13 protein-coding genes are annotated in these 17753 nt (G+C 70.1%); 2 read left to right on the forward strand and 11 right to left on the reverse strand.

Going from position 1 to position 17753, the window contains the following annotated elements; all coding sequences use genetic code 11:
* Positions 1-190: 190 nt before the first annotated feature.
* Positions 191-1393, forward strand: coding sequence for a choice-of-anchor tandem repeat GloVer-containing protein (locus LRH25_RS08655; protein WP_141287832.1), 1203 nt, complete (start codon positions 191-193; stop codon positions 1391-1393).
* Between the two features lie 129 nt (positions 1394-1522).
* Here LRH25_RS08655 and LRH25_RS08660 read toward each other — a convergent pair whose 3' ends face one another.
* The 7 genes from LRH25_RS08660 to LRH25_RS08695 all read right to left on the reverse strand — a co-directional run bounded on the left by LRH25_RS08660 (position 1523) and on the right by LRH25_RS08695 (position 10387).
* Complete coding sequence (locus LRH25_RS08660; protein ID WP_141287831.1) at positions 1523-3097, reverse strand: M4 family metallopeptidase; 1575 nt, start codon at positions 3095-3097, stop codon at positions 1523-1525.
* An 89-nt stretch (positions 3098-3186) separates the two neighbouring features.
* Positions 3187-4827, reverse strand: coding sequence for an FG-GAP-like repeat-containing protein (locus LRH25_RS08665; RefSeq protein ID WP_170200870.1), 1641 nt, complete (start codon positions 4825-4827; stop codon positions 3187-3189).
* 192 nt (positions 4828-5019) lie between these two features.
* Positions 5020-7338 carry a winged helix-turn-helix domain-containing protein gene (locus tag LRH25_RS08670; RefSeq protein ID WP_231010909.1) on the reverse strand — a complete coding sequence of 773 codons (2319 nt, stop codon included), beginning with the start codon at positions 7336-7338 and terminating at the stop codon, positions 5020-5022.
* A gap of 74 nt (positions 7339-7412) precedes the next feature.
* Positions 7413-7991 carry a GNAT family N-acetyltransferase gene (locus LRH25_RS08675; RefSeq protein ID WP_231010911.1) on the reverse strand — a complete coding sequence of 193 codons (579 nt, stop codon included), beginning with the start codon at positions 7989-7991 and terminating at the stop codon, positions 7413-7415.
* A 45-nt stretch (positions 7992-8036) separates the two neighbouring features.
* Positions 8037-8849, reverse strand: coding sequence for an isochorismatase family protein (locus tag LRH25_RS08685; protein WP_310742417.1), 813 nt, complete (start codon positions 8847-8849; stop codon positions 8037-8039).
* Between the two features lie 102 nt (positions 8850-8951).
* Complete coding sequence (locus tag LRH25_RS08690; protein ID WP_231010913.1) at positions 8952-9734, reverse strand: GNAT family N-acetyltransferase; 783 nt, start codon at positions 9732-9734, stop codon at positions 8952-8954.
* Positions 9734-10387 carry a glutathione S-transferase family protein gene (locus LRH25_RS08695; RefSeq protein ID WP_231010915.1) on the reverse strand — a complete coding sequence of 218 codons (654 nt, stop codon included), beginning with the start codon at positions 10385-10387 and terminating at the stop codon, positions 9734-9736. The genes LRH25_RS08690 and LRH25_RS08695 overlap by 1 nt, the downstream gene beginning before the upstream one ends.
* Positions 10388-10496: 109 nt before the next feature.
* Here LRH25_RS08695 and LRH25_RS08700 point away from each other — a divergent pair, with 109 nt between their 5' ends.
* Positions 10497-13691, forward strand: coding sequence for an ATP-binding protein (locus LRH25_RS08700; protein WP_231010917.1), 3195 nt, complete (start codon positions 10497-10499; stop codon positions 13689-13691).
* A gap of 3 nt (positions 13692-13694) precedes the next feature.
* Here the strand turns inward: LRH25_RS08700 and LRH25_RS08705 are convergent, their stop codons facing one another.
* From LRH25_RS08705 to otsB, 4 genes are all read right to left on the reverse strand, one after another.
* Entirely contained in the window at positions 13695-14900 is a 1206-nt protein-coding gene (locus LRH25_RS08705; RefSeq protein ID WP_259373955.1) for an acyltransferase family protein, read from the reverse strand.
* Positions 14901-15008: 108 nt separating this feature from the next.
* Complete coding sequence (locus tag LRH25_RS08710) at positions 15009-15605, reverse strand: nucleotidyltransferase family protein (RefSeq protein WP_231010933.1); 597 nt, start codon at positions 15603-15605, stop codon at positions 15009-15011.
* The gene (gene otsA, locus LRH25_RS08715) at positions 15602-16984 is read right to left on the reverse strand and encodes an alpha,alpha-trehalose-phosphate synthase (UDP-forming) (RefSeq protein ID WP_141288528.1); all 1383 of its coding nucleotides are present in this window, start codon (positions 16982-16984) and stop codon (positions 15602-15604) included. The genes LRH25_RS08710 and otsA overlap by 4 nt, the downstream gene beginning before the upstream one ends.
* Positions 16981-17736 (reverse strand): trehalose-phosphatase, encoded by a 756-nt coding sequence (gene otsB / locus LRH25_RS08720; protein WP_141288527.1) that lies wholly within the window; start codon positions 17734-17736, stop codon positions 16981-16983. Before otsB ends, otsA begins: the two co-directional genes overlap by 4 nt.
* Positions 17737-17753: the final 17 nt, after the last annotated feature.

The following is a 17753-nucleotide window of genomic DNA, read 5'->3' on the forward strand; positions in this document are numbered from 1 at the left end:
CAACTATCAAGTTCAGGCGCGCCCTGTCATCGCCTGGGCATCCGAAGGGTTCCGCAAGCAGTGCCGGCTGACTACATTGGGGCATCCCCTGAGGAAACGCCGGGCCGTCCCAAGTTTCCTCAACCCCCACGGGGGCGGGCTGGGCGCAGCCCAGCCCTGGGGGCACCCTTAACCCGCATTGGAAAGTCCCATGTTCGATCGAGAAGTTGTGTTGTCCTCGGCAAGGCCTGGTGGCCATCGGAAGACCTTCGGCGCGCTGGTCGCCAGCGTGGCCTTCATGGCCGGCGCGTTGGTGCTGCCTGCCGTCCATGCCGGCGAGAACGGCCCGAAATTCGAGGTGCTCTACACCTTCACCGGCGGCAATGACGGCGCCTGGCCTGCCGGCAACCTCGTCGCCGACAAGAAGGGCAATCTCTACGGCACCACCTCCGCCGGCGGCCCCAATGGTGCGGGCACGATCTACAAGCTGGCGCCGGATGGCACCCAGACGGTGATCCACGCCTTCAACGGCGTGGATGGCAACCTCGCGATGTCCGGCCTGCTGAAGGGCTCGGACGGCAACTTCTACGGCGTGACCGAGGTTGGCGGCCGCAACGGCGCGGGCAATGTGTACAAGGTGACGCCAAAAGGCGAGCTGACCTCGATCTATGAGTTCGGGGCCAGCAATGTCGACGGGTACACGCCCGCCAGCGATCTCATCTGGGGCCAGGGCGGCGAGCTGCTGGGCACGACGGTCAACGGCGGCGCCAACGGCCTCGGCACTGTCTTCAAGGTCACCCTGGACGGCAAGCTCACCATCCTGCACAGCTTCACCGGCGCCGATGGCAAATATCCCGCCGCCAGCCTGGTGATGGATGCGGCCGGCAACCTCTACGGCACCACGTCGAACACCGCCACCGGCAGTTCGGGCACGATTTTCAAGATCGATGCCAGCGGCGCCTTCACCACGCTCAAGACCTTCGACCATGCCTCCGGCTTCTTCTCGCATGTCCCGCTGACACTGGACGCGGACGGCAACCTCTACGGCGCCACCGGCGCGGGCGGCGCGACGGGCAACGGCACGATCTTCAAGCTGACCCCGGGCGGCACCTTCAGCGTGCTCTATGACTTTACTGGCGGTGCCGATGGCTCGGAGCCGGAAGCGGGGCTGATGCTCGATGGCAAGGGCAACCTGCTGGGCACCACCAACTGGGGCGGTTACCAGTACAACGGCACGGTTTTCAAGCTCTCGCCTGATGGCAAGCTGAAGACGCTTCACTCGTTCGACGGCACCACCGGCAGCTACTCGCGGGCCGCCCTGCTGCGCGACAAGGCCACGGACGTGCACTGGTTCTACGGCACCACGTATGCCGGTGGGTCGGGCAGCGGCGTCGTCTACCGCGTCACGAAGTGAACGGGCCGGCGTGACCCGCCGTCAACGCAGCGGCCGCATCGCTGCGCGGGCGCGCGCTCCCCGCCGCCCAAAGTGAAAAAGGCCGCACCCGTTGCCGGGTGCGGCCTTTGCGTGCCGGTCAGGCCTGCATCACGAGCGGTTCACGGCCGTCCATGCCGCCTTGACGGCTTCGGTCTCCGGCGAGGTTTCGCCGAACAGGTCGGTCGCGGCGCTGATGGTGGCGGCGCGGGCGGCGGCGTAGTCGGTGCTGCTGGTCATGTAGACGGTCAGCGCGCGGTACCAGATCTTGGCGGCCTTCTTGCGGCCGACGCCGGTCAGCGTGGCCGAGCCAGTCGCGGTCTTGGTGTCGCCCGAAACGCAGGTCTTGGACGGCGAGCCGGCGGTGGTGCCTTCGGCGAGCAGGAAGTAGAAGTGGTTGGCCACGCCGGACGAGTAGTGCACGTCCAGGTTGCCGACGCCGCTGTACCAGCAGTCGGCCGAGCCGCCATCCTTGCTGGGCTGCTGCATGTAGCGCAGGGCCTCGCCGCTGCCGGCCGGGTAGAGCTCTTCACCGATCAGGTAGTCGCCCACGTCGTTTTCGTTCTTGGCAAAGAACTCGACCATGCTGCCCATGATGTCCGAGGTGCCCTCGTTGAGGCCGCCGGACTCGCCGGAGTAGATCAGCGCGGCGGTGCGCGAGGTCACGCCGTGGGTCATCTCATGGCCGGCCACGTCCAGCGAAACCAGCGGCGTGAAGCTGTTGCCGTCGCCGTAGGTCATGCAGAAGCAGTCGTCGCTCCAGAAGGCGTTGTCGTAGTTGCGGCCGTAGTGCACGCGGGAGTAGGCGCCCTGGCCGTCGTCGGCAATGCCGTTGCGGCCGAAGGTCTTCTGGTAGTAGTCCCAGGTCATGTTCTGGCCATAGGCCGCGTCGGCGGCCACGGTCTCGTTGCTGGTCTCGGTGTTGTCGCCCCAGATCTTGTCGGTGCCGGTGAAGACGGTGCCGGTGCCGAACTGGCGGCTCTTCATGTCCACCACGTAGTGGCCACCGCGGTTCAGGTCCTTCAGCGTGTAGGTGGTGTCGGTCAGGTCCGAGTGCAGCGGCACGTTGCCGGAATACAGGGTCTTGCCCTTGCCCTTGATGTCGGCCGTCTCGATCTCGTCCCACTGGTCGAGCAGGGTGTTGCCGGTGGCGCTGATGATCAGGTGGGCCTGGCTGGGCGTGCCGTCAGGCTGCACGCCGTCCACGCGCACGTCCCAGGCCAGCTGGGCTTGGGCGCCGCGGGCGTAGATCACCAGTTCCTTGTGCTTCACGCTGCCGGCGGAAGCCAGCGAGGTGGTGGCGGCGAGCGCGGTCCTGGCGGCCAGGGCGGCCTCCACCTTGGGTGTCAGGTCGAGCTGGATCATGGCCTTCTGGGTCAGGCTGAGGCCTTGCAGGCTGCCGTCGGCGCGGCTGTGCACCACCAGGTCGCCACCAATCACGCGCAGCCCGTTGTGGGTGCGGGCAAAGCGCACGTGCTCGCTGCCGTCGGCATCGACGACCAGGTCGCGCACCGAATAGGCATCCGCACCCGAACCGTGGGCCGAGGCCAGGGCCTGGCCGCCCAGGTGGGCCAGCGCGCGTTGCACGGCGGGGTGATCGGCGGCGGGTTGTGCCGCCAGGGCCGACTGGCCCATGCAGAGGGCGATCGCGGCAGCGGCAATCAGGCGCAGGGAAGTGTTTTGCATGTGGGAAAGGATTCTGAGTTTCAACAAGGGAACGATGAGCGAGGGCCCCGGCTCGCCGGGCTCGCGGAAGCAAATGCCCGGCAGTGACGTCAGGGTTGCAGCTTGCCGATGCCACTTTGCAAGATCTGGACCGGCAGCGTGCTGCGCGACTGCAGAGCCACCTGCAGCTTGGCGCGGCTGTTGAACACCATGTCCGCCGTCACCACGTCGGGCAGGCCGTCCTGGTTCAGGTCGACTGCCGCGACGGCATGCGGCTCATCGGTGCCGGTCACCATGTTGGCCTGGAGGAAACTGGGGTTGTCGCTGCCGGCTGTGCTGCGGTTCAGCAGGACACCGATGGCGCCAGTGGGGGTGTTGCCCACACCCAGGTAGCTGACCAGCACGTCGGGGCGGCCGTCCAGGTCCATGTCGGCGGTGGCCATGCCGAAGGGCACGCCGCCAATCTGCCGCACGTTGGGGACGAAGACGGGGGTGGTGGCGCCGGCGGGGGTGCGGTTGACCAGCAGGGCCCAGGTGGCGCCGAAGCCGTTTTCGCCATTCATCGTGATGACGTCCGTCTTGCCGTCGCCGTCGATGTCCAGCGTGATCATGTCCGTCGCGCCCTCGAAGGTGTCGAAGGTGGTGGCCGGGGCAAAGCTGATTTTCGATGAACCGGCCGGCGTGGTGTTGAGCAAGATGGCAACGTTGGCGCCGTTGCTGTTGCCCAGCGCGATGTCGGGCTTGCCGTCGCCGTTGAAGTCGCCCGTCACCACGGTCTGCGGCGACGAGAAGCTGCTGGTGGCGCTGGCTGCGAAGCCGATCGGGGCCTCCAGCGCCACGGTGGTCTCGCCGCGCTTGGTCAGGTTGCGGAAGACGATGGCGCGGTTGGTGTCGGCCGCCGAGGGCGAGCCGAAGCCGGCGCCGACGATGTCGATCTTGCCGTCGCCGTCGAAGTCGGCGCAGGCCATCTGGTTCATGTAGCCCCAGGGCAGCGAGGCCACGTCGGTGCGCACGAAGCTCAGCGCGCCAGGCTGCGAGCTGTTCATCTGCACCGTGAACTGGTTGATGCCGGCACCGGCGGCCACCAGGTCCGGCTTGCCATCGCCGTTGAGGTCGCAGGCGGCCGGCTTGTTCGGCGCCGAGATCATGCCCAGCGCCAGGGGAGCGGCCAGCACCGGCGTGCCGGTCGCGCCGGCGGCGGTCTTGTTCAGCAGCACGTCCAGCGTGCCGGCGTCCTGGTTGGCCAGCACCAGTTCGGGCATGCCGTCGCCGTCCAGGTCGGCACTGGCCATGCCCCAGATGAACTGGCCGATGGCGGCCGCGGGGGTGGTGGTCGCCAGCGCCAGCGTGTCCAGGCTGCCGGCGGTCTCGATGGCCTTGTCCAGCTGCAGCGTGAACTTGCCCAGCTTGCGGTGCTTGGCGTTCTTGCCCAGCACCTGCACCGGCACCGTGACGCTGGTGGCGCCGGCCGGAATGGTGACGATGCCGCTGGTGGGCCAGTAGTCCTTGCCGGCCTTGGCCGAGCCGTCCACGGTCTGGTAATGCACGCTGACGGCATTCGTGGTGTCGCCCTGGCGCACGATCTTCATCGGCAGCACGGTGGGCTGGTCACCCAGCGTGACGGCGCCATTCTTGCCGTTCAGGGCGGTGGACTGGGCATGGGCCGAGTCGCCCAGGGCGAACACGGCCAGCGCGGCGACCAGCAACTGGACGGAGGGCAGAAGGCGGAAACAGGCAACGACGGCGGGCACGGGCAAACTCCTAGCGGACTGGCTTCTGGGATGTGGGGGATGCCCGGGCGGGTGGCCCGGGCCCCACCATGTGGTGGTAGTGCGGCAGTGGGTGATCTGCAGCCCTGGCGCAAAGATAGGCGGCGGCGCCAGGCAAGTCCTGCCCAATTGATGACCAAACCATGACTGCGGGGGTAGTCCCCGCGCAGTGGCTTAGAGCAGCGTCAGCAGGCGGGGTGCGCGGGGCGGCGCGAGCGCGTCCTCGGCGGCCGCATAGAAAGGGCTCAGTGCGGCCAGGAAAGGCGGTGCGCGGTGGCGCATGGCCTCCAGCGCGGCCTGGTGCAGCTCGGCGGCTGCCTCGCGCCGGCCCTGGGCCAGCGCCAGCCGGGCGGCGACCGCCAGGCCCAGCGGATGCTCGCGCAGCCAGGGGCCGATGTCGCGCAGCAGCCGGGCGGCCTCGGCCGGCTGGCCGGCTTCGAGCTGCAGCCATGCGGCGTCCAGCTGGGCATGGGCGCGGGTGCTGCCCAGCGGCGCCATCTGGCGGGTGCGGGCCAGCAGCGCCAGCGCCTGCAAGTCGTCGCCCTGTTCCTGGGCCTGGGCGGCCTGGGCGTGCAGCTCGGCGGCCTGCAGCAGCAGGTCCTCGCCCCAACGGGGCAGCGAGTGCCAGGTCGCCTGCCAGGGCTTTTTTTGCGCCAGCAGCTCGGCGGCCGGGCGCAGCCGCAGCCAGAGGCCCAGGCGCCAGCGCTGGAACAGGTGCACGCTCTCGGCGTAGCCGTTGTCCTGCGACTGGGCCAGCGCGTTCTGGCAATGCACCTCGGCGCCAGCGAGGTCGCCGTCTTGCGCAGCCCGGTAGGCCCAGGCCACGGCCAGCGCCGCGAGCACGCGGCGCAGCGTGCCGTCGCCCAGGTGGGCGGCAGCGTGGAAGGCGCGCTCGGCCAGGTCGCCCGGCGAGCGCAGTTCGAAAGCCAGCTGGGCGGCGATCAGCAGCACCCAGGCGGCGCTGTCGTGTTCGTTGGCCGGCAGCTCTGCGAGGCGGGCCATCGCGGTTTCGCAGCGCGCCGTGGCCTGGCGGAACAGGCCCAGCCCGGCCTCTGCCAGCGCCAGGCAGGCGAGGGCGTCCACGCTGTTGGCGCGAAGGCCGTGGCGCTCGCACAGCGCCAGCGCCTGTTCGGCCAGGTCGCGCGCCACCAGCAGGTCGCCGGCATGGTGCGAGAGCACCGCGTGGTTGGTCAGGATCACGGCCCGGCGCAACTGGTTGCCGGCCCGTTCGTTGGCCCGCCAGGCCAGGTCGTAGAAGCGCCGGGCGCGCTCGTAGTCGCGCTCGACCTGCGCGGCAATCGCCTGGCCCAGGTAGATGCGGATTACCCAGTCCTCGTCGTCGAACGGGCGGGCCAGCGCGAGCGCGGTGTCCAGGTGCTGGCGGGCATCGGCGATGGCGGGTGCATCGGCCGCGCTGTTGAACAGCGCGCGGCCCAGGCCCTCGTGGGCGGCGGCCGTCAGTCGCTGGTCGCCGGCCCGTTCGGCATCGGCCACCAGCGCCAGGCCGATGTGCGCGGCCTCGGGATCGTTCAGGTTGGCCAGCGCGCGCAGGTGGTGCAGCCTGGCGTAGAGGTCGTCGGGGTTGAAGTCCAGCACCACGCGCAGCAGCCGGGCGGCCACCTCCCAGCGCTCCTGCCCGCCGACCTCGATGGCGCGCGCAAAGGCCTGGCTGGCCAGCGGATCGGGCGTGGCGCGCTGGGCCGTGTTGCGCAGCGCGGCTTCGGGAAACAGGCCGGCGGCCAGCGCGTCGGCCAGCTGCCCGCCCAGCGCGCCAGGCTCGGTCGCTTTCAGGCTGCCGCGTAACTCGTGCCAGCCCACGCTGTGATAGTCCAGCCGCAGCCGCTCGCCGCTGCGGCGCAGGCTGGCCAGCACCACGCTTTGGGCGCCGGTCAGCTCGGCGAGCTGCAGTGCCAGTGCCTCATCAGGCTTTGCAGACTTGGCGGACGGCAGCTGGCTCAGCGCGTGCTGCACCGTCTCGGTGGCCAGGATGCTGAGCCGGGTGTCGCCGTCCAGTGCCTGAGCGGCCAGCAGCGGCAGGCCCCAGGCGGTCCAGTCCAGTGTGGTGTCGCCGCTGGCGTTGTGCACCGGCAGCAGGGCCAGGCGCGGGCGCGCGGCGGCGGGAGACGGGGCTTCAGGCGCGGCCGGGCCGTCGCCCGGGGCCGCGGTGCTCACGCCGCCCGGCGGCTGGAAGCGGTAGCCGACGCGGTGCACCGTGCGCAGCAGCAGCGGTTCGTCGCCAGTGTCGCCCAGGGCCTGGCGCACCTTCATCACGGTGCGGGCCAGCACGTTGTCCGACACATCGGCGCCGCGCCACACGGCGTCCAGCAACTCGGCCTTGGGCACCACGCGGTCTCGCTGCCGCACCAGGTGCAGCAGCAGCTCGAAGGCCTTGGGCGGCAGCGGTTGCGGCTGGCCACGCCAGAGCAGCTCGCGCCCGGCCGGCCGCAGCACGCAGTCGCCAAAGATCAGCTCGTCCGATTCACCATCCACCATCACACCCAATGCCGTGCCGACCTGTTCGCAGCATCATCGCACGCGAGTCCAGGCTGGGCTTGGGCGCGCGAGTTTCAGCGCGCGAGTGCCAGCCGCAGCTGTGGCCGCACCCGGTCCGGCTCTCCTTCGATGGGCGCGGCCTGGCTGCCCACGCGCTGGGCGCCGCGGGCCAGGTAGAACGGCTCGGCATGCGGGTCGGCGTCTATCGTCAGCCCGGCGGCACCGGCCTCGCCTGCCAGGCGGGCGGACTGCGCCAGCAGCGCTCGACCCACGCCGCGGCCAATCTGCTCGGGCAGCACCCAGCAGTGCTGCAGCGCCCAGTCGGGCGAGCCCGGCTGGAGCACGACAAAGCCGGCGATCAACGCGTCCGGCAACTCGGCGGTACCGTGGTCCACCCGCTCGGCCACCCAGCAGCAGCCGGTCGCCAGCGTGGCCTCGTCAATGCGCAGGTCGTCGGCCCAGGCCGCCACCTGGGCGGTGCTGTAGGGCCAGAAGGCCTTGGAAGCCCGGGCCAGCGCGCTCAGCGCCCCGGCCTCGCCAGGGCGGGCCGGGCGCAGCGTGAAGTGCAGCGAAAAAGTGGTGGGCGCCATTTCCGGCGCGGGCAGGATGCTCGGGCTGGTGAGGTTCTGGATGGGCATGGAAGATGAAGCCATGCCTGTGCGACCCGCTGCGCGCGATTCGGTTCGCGCTGAAGTGCGTCAGCGTGTGGCGGCGTCGGCCGCGGTGCCCGCCTTCGCGTCGGCGTCTGCCGTCAATGGGCCGGGCCAGACGACGGCCTGGGCGACGACCACGTGCTCGCCGTTGAAGGTCGCCGAGGGCGCGCTGCGCAGCCGGTAGCCTAGGCTCAGCGCGGCCGAGACGCGGTGGCAGAAGGCCGCGTCGTCCACGCCTGTCAGCAGGCGGTAGACGGGCAGGCCTTCGGGCGGGCCGGCCGGCGTGACGGGCTTGGCGCCTGGCGCGGGCGAGGCAGTGCCGTCGCCAAAACGCAGGTCGGCCGCGTTGACGGCGCGGATCTCGGGGCCGAAGCTGGCGATGTCGGGCAGCGTGGCGTTGTGGTGGGCGCGGATGGCCGCGGCGCTGGCGTGGGCCTTGTCGTGTGTGGTGTGGGCGTCGGCCACCAGCAGCACCGGGAAGCCCAGCGCGGCTGCGCGGCGAGTGGTGGTGTCCACGCAGAACTCGGTCGCATAGCCGCAGATCGCCAGCTGCTTCACGCCCCAGCCCTGCAGCGTCTCCTGCAGCTCGGTGCGCAGGAAGGAATCGGGTGTCGTCTTGCGGATGAAGGTGTCGCGCGCATCGGTCTTCAGCCGGCGCTCCAGTTGCCAGCCGTCACTGCCATGGGCCAGCGAGCCGCTGGCGCGCTCGTGCTGGATGAAGACCACCGGCACGCCGGCCGTGCGGGCCTGGGCGGTCAGGGCGTTGATGCGGTCGACGACCGCATCGGCCTCGAAGGGGCGCGGCGAGTCGTCGAACAGGCCGCATTGCACATCGATCACGAGCAGGGCAGTTTTCATGGCGCTGGGTCTGTCGTTCAGGAAGAAGGCTGATTCTCCACGACCTTCTCCACGGCCGGACGCCGGCCCGGCCAGCGGGGCGGTCTTTGCGCCAGCTTTGGCTCAGGACTGCCAGATCGTGTTGACCGTCAGCGTGCGCAGCCCTGCCTGCTCGCAGCCGAGGTGGCTGGGGGAGCCGTGTGCCACATCGGTGAAGGCCCAGGCCAGGCCCAGTTCGCGGGCTCGCTGCAGGCGGGCCTGCAGCAGTGCGCGGTGATGGCCCTGGCGGCGATGGCTGGGCAGCGTGAAGCTGTTGCCAAGGAAGCCGACGCCGCCTGCATCAAGTGACACATGCAGCGTGGCCCAGGCGCAGGGCTGGCCGGCGCTGTCCTGGCACAGGAAGACCTGGAACTCGTCTGTGGCGTAGAAGTGGCGCTTGCGGGCGCGCTTCTCGGCGCTGAGCTGCAGGCCTTCATGTTGCTGCAGCAGGTCCAGGAACAGGTCGGCCTGGTCGGGCCGCAGCTGCTGAACCTGCGGCGTGGCCGGCTGCGGCGCCAATGCCGCGGGCGCCGCGGCGAGGTAGCACAGCGTGTAGCCGGGCCGGTAGCCCCGGCTTTGCAGGAAAGCGCTGGTGCTGGCGTCCACGCTGTCCGGCCACAGCTCCCAGGCGGCGGCCTGCTCGGCCTCGGGGCTGAGTTCCAGGTTCTCCAGCGCGGCGATTTCGCGTGCCACCGCGCGGCAGTAGTAGCTGCTGCGCGGGCGCGCCGGGTCGCACACCCAGGGCACGGCGTCGGCCGGTGCGCACCGCACGGCGGCCTCGTCGCCGTCGGTGGTGCGGCGGGCATTGAAGGCGGCGTAGGCCAGCTCGGCTGGCACCAAGGCCTGGGCGGCGGCCTGCCAGTCCATCAGGCGCCTTGCACCGGGTACACGCCCTCGCCATGCGCTGCGGCACGGAACGCGGGCAGTTGCTCGGCCTGCGCCGACCAGGCGCTCAGCCGCGGGTAGCGCACGGCGTTGATCTGTTCGGGCTGCATCTGCTGCGCGAAATGCACGGCGACCGCCAGCGTGATGCCGGCTTGCTGCAGCTCGCCGCTGGCCAGCGACAGCAGCGGCGCCTGCGGCGACTGCGGTGCCAGCGCCGCTTCGAGCAGGCCGAAGGCGCTGTGCATCTGGCCGGTCACGCGCTCAAGCCACGGCGCGTGAACCTTCTCGGCCGGCCGAATGCCGTGTTCGTAGACGATCTGCACGCTCTTCTCCGTCGCGGCCAGCGCCAGGCCGATCAGGTGCAGCGCCTGCTGGCGCTCGGGCAGGGCGGCCGGCATCAGGCTGCGCGGGGCCGCCAGCGCTTCGGCATATTCGAGCATCAGCGTCGAGTCCATCAACGGCGTGCCATCGTCGCAAAGCAGCGTCGGCGCCTTGACCACCGGGTTGATCTGCCTGAACTGCTCGAAGCCGCGGAAGACCGAGACCGAGCGGTGTTCAAACGGCAGTTGCAAGAGCTGCAGGGAGATGGCGACGCGCCGCACGTAAGGCGAGTCCAGCATGCCGATGAGTTGCATGGGAAGGTTCCTGAAAGTCGGCTGCGGAGTCTACGGTGCCGCCGGCGCGAGGGCCAGGCCTGCGCCTGTTGTTTTGGCGAAGCGGCTTGCGTGCCGGGTACGATGCCGCATGCGGGTCTGCTTTCGTGTGCTGTTGTGGGGCTGGCTCTGGCTGCTGCCGGCCGCGCTGGCATTTGCCCAGCTCCCCAGCCTGAGCGACCAGGAGCGCAACTGGATTGCCCAGCAGGGCGTCGTGCCGGTGGTGGTGGTGGACGGCAACGCGCCGTACTACAGCCGACACGCGGACGGCACGCCGGTGGGTTTTGCCATCGACATGATGGACCGCATTGGCGAGCGCACCGGCTTGCGCTGGGCCTACCGCTGGGTGCCCTCGGCCCAGGCGGCCGCGCAACTGCTGGCCACCGGCGAGGTGCAGATGACGCCGCTGGCTGCGCCCAGTCCCGTGCGCGAGCCCTTTGCCACCTTCCCCGGTGCCTTGCTGGATGCCGAGCTGGTGCTGGTGACCCGCAGCGATGTGACTGACGTGTCCGAAGCCCAGAACTTTGCCGGCCGCCGCGTGGCCATCGTGCAGGCCCAGGTGCCGGGCGAAATGCTGACGCGCGAGTTCCCGGGCACCCGGGTGCTGTCCTTCGAAACCACCCAGCAAGCCCTGCAGGCGGTGGCCACTGGGCAGGCCGACCTGTGCGTGGCCTGGCTGCACGAGGCGCTGTACCACATCGAGGCCAATCTGCTGGCCAACCTGCGCGTGCGCCGGGAGGACCGGGCAGGGCGCAGCTTCCTCGGGCCTGCGGTGTCGCGCCAGCAGCCCTTGCTGGACAGCATCGTGCGCAAGGCGCTGGAGAGCATCAGCCCGGCCGAGCGGGCCGCGGCGGCGCGCCGCTGGCTGCCGGTGGGTTCGTCGGCGCTGTGGGTGCCCGGCAAGGTCGAACTCAGCGAGGCCGAGCGCAACTGGGTGCAGCGTGCGGGCGGTGTGCGCATTGGCTTCGACCGCGAGTTCGCGCCCTTCACCAGCAGCAGCGGCCTGGGCCGTTTCGAAGGCTTGGGGGCCGACATGTTCCGGCTGGCTGCGCAGAAGGTCGGCCTGCGGGTGATCGAGCAGAGCGGCGCCAGCTTTGCCGACACCTATGAGCGCGCGGCGCGGGGCGAGCTGGACGTGGTCGTCGGCATGGCGCGCACCGAGTCGCGCCGGGCGCTGTTCGACTTTGTCGGGCCGTTCTCGTCATCGCCCACCGTGCTCGTCATGCGCAGCAGCGACCCGCGCCAGTGGCGCACGCCGGACGACATCGAGAGCGGCTCGCTGGGTTTGCTGAGGGAGCATTTCCTGCTGCCGCAGCTGCGCTCGCGCCGCCCCGGGCTGGCGCTGGCCGAGTTCTCGTCGCAGGCCGAGATGCTGGCGGCGCTGGACACTGGCGAGGTGGCCGCGGCCATTGGCAATGCCACCGTCATCAACCGCCTGATCGACGCGCGCTACACCGGTCGGCTGCGCCTGACCGGCGTGCTGCCGGATGCCGACAGCGAACTGTTCTTCGGCGTGCGCAAGTCCAGGCCCGAGCTGGCGCGGCTGCTGGAGAAAGGCTTCGAGGCCATCACGCCCGGCGAGGCGGCCGACATCAAGCGGCGCTGGCTGCTGGTCTCGGTGCAGCCCGGGCTGACCTGGGTGGACGTCACCAGCTGGGCAGTGCCGATTGCGCTGGGCGGCCTGCTGGTGATCTGCATGATGTGGCTGGCCAACCGCCGGCTGAAGCTGGCCCACTTGGCCGAGCGCGAGGCGCGTGCTGACGCAGAACGGGCAATCGAAGCGCACCGGCGGGCGGAAGCCTTGCTGAACGACGTGGCCGCCCACGTGCCGGGCATCGTCTTTCGCTACGTCGTCCGGCCGGACGGCAGCTTCGCCCACCGCTATACCTCGCCCGGCACGATGCGCTTCATGGGCGTCGACCAGCTGGACCCGACGCGCTCCATCCTGCGCGAGGTGATTGACCGCGTGCGCGAGGACCACCGGGCCGGCGCGTTGGCCGCTGAGCGGGCGTCCATGCGCACAGGCCAGCCTTTCAAGCTGACGGTGGCCTACCTGAACCCCGAGCGCGGCAGCCGCTGGGTGCATGCGGAAGCGGTGCAGCGCACCGAGCCGGACGGCACGCGGGTGTGGACGGGCTATGTGGTGGACGTGAGCGCCGAGCGTGAACTGCAGGCCAGGCTGGCACGCGAGGCCGAGTCGCGCAACCTGCTGATGGCCTCGGCCAGCCACGAGCTGCGCGCACCCACGCACCTGCTGTCGCTGGCCCTGCAGTCGGTCAGCGACCGGGGGCTGGACGCGCAGCAGGCCGGTGCGCTGGAGATTGCCCGCCAGTCGGCGCAGACCTTGACCCAGCTGCTCAACGACGTGCTGGACGCCGCACGCTTTTCCACCGACGCCATCAAGCTGCGCCCCCGCAGCTTCGACCTGCAGGCCCTGCTCACCGAAGTGGCCGGTGCCTGGCGCGCGGCCGCCGGCAGCAAGGGGCTGGTGTTCGAGCTGCATGCCTCGCCGGACCTGCCGCGCCGGGTGGTGCTGGATCCGCTGCGGCTCAAGCAGCTGCTGACCAACCTGCTCAGCAATGCCTGCAAGTACACCGCCGCCGGCCGGGTCTGGCTGGAAGCCTCGCGCGCCGCGGACGGCGGCCTGCGCTTCGTGGTGGGCGACACGGGCGCCGGCATCGACGCCAAGTTGCGCGCCACGCTGTTCGAGCCCTATGCCACCGCCGAGCGCGAGGCCGGGCCGACAACGCCCGAGGGCAGCACCGGCCTGGGCCTGGCCATCTGCCGCCAGCTCTGCACGCTGATGGGTGGCCGCATCGAACTGCACAGCGAAGCCGGCCGGGGCACCGAGGTCACGCTGGACATCCCCTGGCAGGACGAGCTGGCGCCCGCTTCGGCCGGGCCGCGCAGCGGCGCGGTGCTGGTCTGCGACGACGACCCGGTCAGCCGGCTGATGATGACCGAGATGCTGTGTCGCCTGGGTTTCGAAGCCGAAGGCGCCGCCGACGCGCGCGACGCACTGGCCAGGTGGCGGCGCGGCGGCGTGGGCGCCATCGTCACTGACCTGGACATGCCCGGCCTCGGCGGGCTGGAGCTGATCCGCGAAGTGCGACAGGCAGAGCAGGGCCGCGAACACCCGACCGTGATGGTGGTCTGCTCGGGCAGCGAGCTGCCGGAGTTGAAATCGTCCGGGCGCACCGTGCACCACGACGCCTACCTGCTCAAGCCGGTGCAGATGGACCTGCTGGCGCAGACGCTGCACGACCTGGGCCTGATGGGCGCCTGATTTTCAGGGCGCCACGGCGCCCCCGGCCCGCGGCGGTGCATCGCCCACCGGCTTGAACTGCTGCGGGAACCAGCGCTCGCGCAGCCGCAGCCCCGGGCGCTCCACCAGGTGATGCAACAAGGCCGCCACGGCCAGGCAAGCCGCCGTGACCAGCGCCAGACGCCAGCCAGGCGCAGCCGCCAGCGATGCACTACCCGCATTGGCCACGATGTAGGCCACCGGCTTGTGCGAGAGGTACAGCGGGTAGGACCAGGCCGCCAGCGTGGCCGCACCCGGCACGCGGGTGCGCTGCAGCCAGCTGCCCGGCCGCATGGCCGCGGCCACCAGCAGGCCGAAGCTCATCGCCACCAGCGAATAGCCCGCAATGCTCATGAAGCCGCCATAGCCGTAGCCGTCGACGTAGTAGTGGCGCAGCACGCCGTAGCCCATGGCAAGCAGCGCCAGCAGCGCGGCGGGCAGCAACCAGCGGCCGGCCGCGCCCATCAGGCGGCGCCAGGTCTCAGGGTGCAGGTGCTTGAGCATTGCCAGCGCCACGCCGGGCAGGAATTCGTCGAAGCGGCACAGCGTGCCGTAGTACACCCAGGGGTAGTAATGGTCGGCCAGCGGACTGTCCTCGCGGCCGTACCAGGCCCACAGCAGCGCCCGCAGGCCCACGCCCACCGCCAGCAGCAGCGCCAGCGCACCCCAGGCCTGGCGCCGTCCCCAGCCCCAGGCCGCCACCGCATGGGTGCCCAGCAAGGCGGCCAGCGGCAGCGTCGCGTAGAACTGCTCCTCGATGCACAGCGACCAGGCATGCGAAAACGCGGTGCCCGGCTGCAGCCCCCAGTTCTGCGTGAACGTGAGGAAGCGCCACAGCGGCGGCGGCGTCTTGCCGCCCATCAGCGCAGGCGCCAGGAAATACGCTGCCAGCACCAGCCAGTACACCGGCCAGGTGCGGAACATGCGCCGCGCATAGAACCCGCCCAGGTCCAGCGCCTGCCCGCGCACCAGCCCGCCCAGCAGGCCATTGGCGATCAGGTAGCCACTGAGCACGAAAAACAGGTCCACGCCCACCCAGCCCACCTCGCTGAGCCAACCAAAAGTCGCCTCCTGCGAGACGAAGACCTGGTAGTGGTACATGAAGACTAGCGCGATAGCGACGGCACGCAGGGTGTCCAGGCCAGCCTGGTGTGATGTCGAGGCAAGAGGCGCGGGGCGGAACGTCGGCATGGGCTTCGGGCGGAGCGGCAAACGATGCCCGGCGATGCGGTTGCGTCGCGGGCCGGAGGGCGGTCCGCGATGATGCCTCAGCTGCCCAGCAAATTCGCGCTCAGCGCGTCAGCAGCTCTCCACCGTCACGCCCGGCCAGCGCTTGGCGTATTGCTTGGTGGCCACGCGCTGGCGGTAGGTCTGCTCGCTGACGCGCGCCGGGTTGCGGCGCACGCGCAGCGCGAACAGGTCCGCCAGGCCATAGGGCGCGATGATGCGCAGGCTGTCGTCCGGCCGCAGTGCAATGGCGACCGAGGTGCAGTATTCCGGCCAGGTGGCGACCGCTTCTTCGAGGCTGTCCAGCGGGGCCACGGCGTGGCCGAAGATGGCTTCGAACCAGTGGTGCACGCCGGCCTGGTTGGTGACCTCCCAGGTCAGCTCCGGGCAGGCTTGCGTCAGCTGCTGCTGCAGCGCCTGGTCACGCGCCTGGCGGCAGTCGGCGGCGTCGAAGAAGACCACGTCCCAGTCGGCCACCGGCGAGGCTTCCGTGTGGCCGTGCAGATGGTCCCAGACCAGGTTGCGGATGGCACCGGCGCCGATGCAGGCGTCCGGCGGCGCGACCTGGCGCACGGCGCGCAGCGCGGCCATGAAGATGGGCGAGGACTGCACGATGTGCTGCAGGCGCAGCGCCAGCGTGGCTTCGGATTCGGACAACAGCGTCGTCATGCGGGCGAGACATCCATCAACGTTTCAAGGAAGCGGCGCTGCCAGGCGTGCACATCGTGCTCGCGGATGTTCGCCAGCATCCGCTGATGGCGCAGCTGGCGTTCCTCCAGCGGCATTTTCAGCGCATGCAGGATGGCCTCTGCCGTGGCGTCGGTGTCGTAGGGGTTGACCAGCAAGGCTTCGGTCAGCTGCTCGGCCGCGCCGGCAAAGCGCGACAGCACCAGCACGCCGGGGTCGGCCGGGTCCTGCGCGGCAACGAATTCCTTGGCGACCAGGTTCATGCCGTCGCGCAGCGGCGTGACCAGTGCGACCTTGGCTGCCCGGTAGAGCCCGGGCACGGCCTCGCGTTCCAGCGGCTTGTGCAGGTAGCGGATGGGCGTCCAGTCCAGCTCGCTGAAGTCGCCGTTGATCGCGCCGCACAGGCTTTCCAGCTCGCGCCGGATGTCGCCATAGGCTTCGACCTCTTCGCGCGACGGTGCAGCGATCTGCACCAGCGTGGCCTGCTGGCGGGTTTCGGGGTGGCGCTCCAGCAGCGTGCGGAAGGCCTTCATGCGCTGCGGCAGGCCCTTGGAATAGTCCAGCCTGTCAATGCCGACCAGCAGTTGGCGCTGGGCGTACTGCTGGCGCAGCGTGGCCAGGGTTTCCTGCGCTGGCGGGGCTTCGGCCATCGCGATGAAGCTGTCCACGTCCAGCCCGATCGGGAAGGCACCGGCACGCAGCATGCGGTTGAAGGCGCCAAACGAATGCTCGGAGAGTTCTTCGGCATGCGCTTCGGCCACCAGGTAGCGCCGCAGGTGCACCATGTCGGCTTCGCTCTGCAGGCCCACCAGGTCGTAGGCGAACAGTGCCCGCATCAGCCAGTCATGCCCGGGCAGCGCGGCCAGGATGAGCTGCGGCGGCAAGGGGATGTGCAGGAAAAAACCGATGCGCTGCTGGCAGCCCAGCGCGCGCAGCTCGGCGGCCAGCGGGATCAGGTGGTAGTCGTGCACCCAGATGATGTCGTCGGGCTGCAGCAGCGAGGCCAGGGCCTGGGCGAACTGGCGGTTCACGCGGCGGTAGGCGTCCAGGTGGCCGGACTCGAAATGCGCCAGGTCCAGCCGGTAGTGGAAGACCGGCCACAGCACGCCGTTGGCATAGCCGCGGTAGTAGCCGTCGTAGTCTTCGCGGCTCAGATCCAGCGTGGCCAGCGTGACCTTGTTGTCCAGCGGCTTGAGGTGCAGGCGCTGGTCGGTGGGCGTGGCCGCGTCGACCACCTCACCCGCACCAAACCACAGGCCGCCGGACTTGGTCAGGGCGTCGCCCAACGCGACCGCGAGGCCGCCGGAAGAGGGCTTGCTCGGGTCGCCGACCCGGTTGGACACCACGACAAGCCGGCTCATCGCGAGAACCTCTCAGGTTGCTGTGCACCGAGCTGGGCGGCCGCGGCGGCCAGCCAGTCGTGCAGTTCGGCCGGATTGGCCAGGCGGTGCGAGGCCAGGGTTTCGCCCTCACCGATCTTGATCGCCACGCCGCCCATGCTTTGCACCAGCTCGAAGGCGCTCTCGTCGGTCACGTCGTCGCCAAAGAACCAGGGCCTGCGGAGGCGGAAAGGTTTGCAGTCCATCAGCGCGTGCACCGCTGCGGCCTTGGTCGCGCGGCTGGGTTTCATTTCAACGACGAACTTGCCGCGCAGCAGGGCCATGCCCTCGGCATGCAGCAAGGCTTCTTCCATCACGGCCAGGCACATGTCTTCCAGCGCAGGGGCCTGTCGGTAGTGCAGCGCAATCGCGCCGGGCTTGCGTTCCATCAGCAGTGCGGGGTGCTGTTCGCACAGCCGGGCGATGACCACGGCCGCGGCGTCCAGCGAGGCCACCGGCATGCGCCGCATGGGGCCATCGGCAACGCGCAGTTCGGTGCCATGCACGCCCGCCACGGTGAGCTTCAGCGAATGCAGGTAGTGGTCGATCTCGCTGACCGGCCGGCCGCTGACGATGGCCAGCGCGCCGTTGAGCGCAAGCTTCAGCTGGAACAGGAGTTCAGCCGTGCGCGGCAGCACGGCAATGGTGTCGGGGGTGGGCGCCAGATCGACCAGCGTGCCGTCGAAGTCAAAGAACAGCGCGCATTCGCTGCCAGGCAGGTCGGGGGCCTTCATTCGCACTCCGCGGGCAT

Origin of the sequence: Ideonella azotifigens (assembly GCF_021043325.1) — a bacterium.
GTDB lineage: Bacteria > Pseudomonadota > Gammaproteobacteria > Burkholderiales > Burkholderiaceae_C > Ideonella > Ideonella azotifigens.

Bases quoted from the DNA above. Each gene is read 5' to 3' on its own strand.
- LRH25_RS08700 (WP_231010917.1), top strand. From the start codon at position 10,497: ATGCGGGTCTGCTTTCGTGTGCTGTTGTGGGGCTGGCTCTGGCTGCTG.
- LRH25_RS08690 (WP_231010913.1), bottom strand. From the start codon at position 9,734: ATGGACTGGCAGGCCGCCGCCCAGGCCTTGGTGCCAGCCGAGCTGGCC.
- LRH25_RS08695 (WP_231010915.1), bottom strand. From the start codon at position 10,387: ATGCAACTCATCGGCATGCTGGACTCGCCTTACGTGCGGCGCGTCGCC.
- LRH25_RS08685 (WP_310742417.1), bottom strand. From the start codon at position 8,849: ATGAAAACTGCCCTGCTCGTGATCGATGTGCAATGCGGCCTGTTCGAC.
- LRH25_RS08710 (WP_231010933.1), bottom strand. From the start codon at position 15,605: ATGACGACGCTGTTGTCCGAATCCGAAGCCACGCTGGCGCTGCGCCTG.
- LRH25_RS08705 (WP_259373955.1), bottom strand. From the start codon at position 14,900: ATGCCGACGTTCCGCCCCGCGCCTCTTGCCTCGACATCACACCAGGCT.
- otsA (WP_141288528.1), bottom strand. From the start codon at position 16,984: ATGAGCCGGCTTGTCGTGGTGTCCAACCGGGTCGGCGACCCGAGCAAG.
- LRH25_RS08670 (WP_231010909.1), bottom strand. From the start codon at position 7,338: ATGGTGGATGGTGAATCGGACGAGCTGATCTTTGGCGACTGCGTGCTG.
- otsB (WP_141288527.1), bottom strand. From the start codon at position 17,736: ATGAAGGCCCCCGACCTGCCTGGCAGCGAATGCGCGCTGTTCTTTGAC.
- LRH25_RS08660 (WP_141287831.1), bottom strand. From the start codon at position 3,097: ATGCAAAACACTTCCCTGCGCCTGATTGCCGCTGCCGCGATCGCCCTC.
- LRH25_RS08655 (WP_141287832.1), top strand. From the start codon at position 191: ATGTTCGATCGAGAAGTTGTGTTGTCCTCGGCAAGGCCTGGTGGCCAT.
- LRH25_RS08675 (WP_231010911.1), bottom strand. From the start codon at position 7,991: ATGGCTTCATCTTCCATGCCCATCCAGAACCTCACCAGCCCGAGCATC.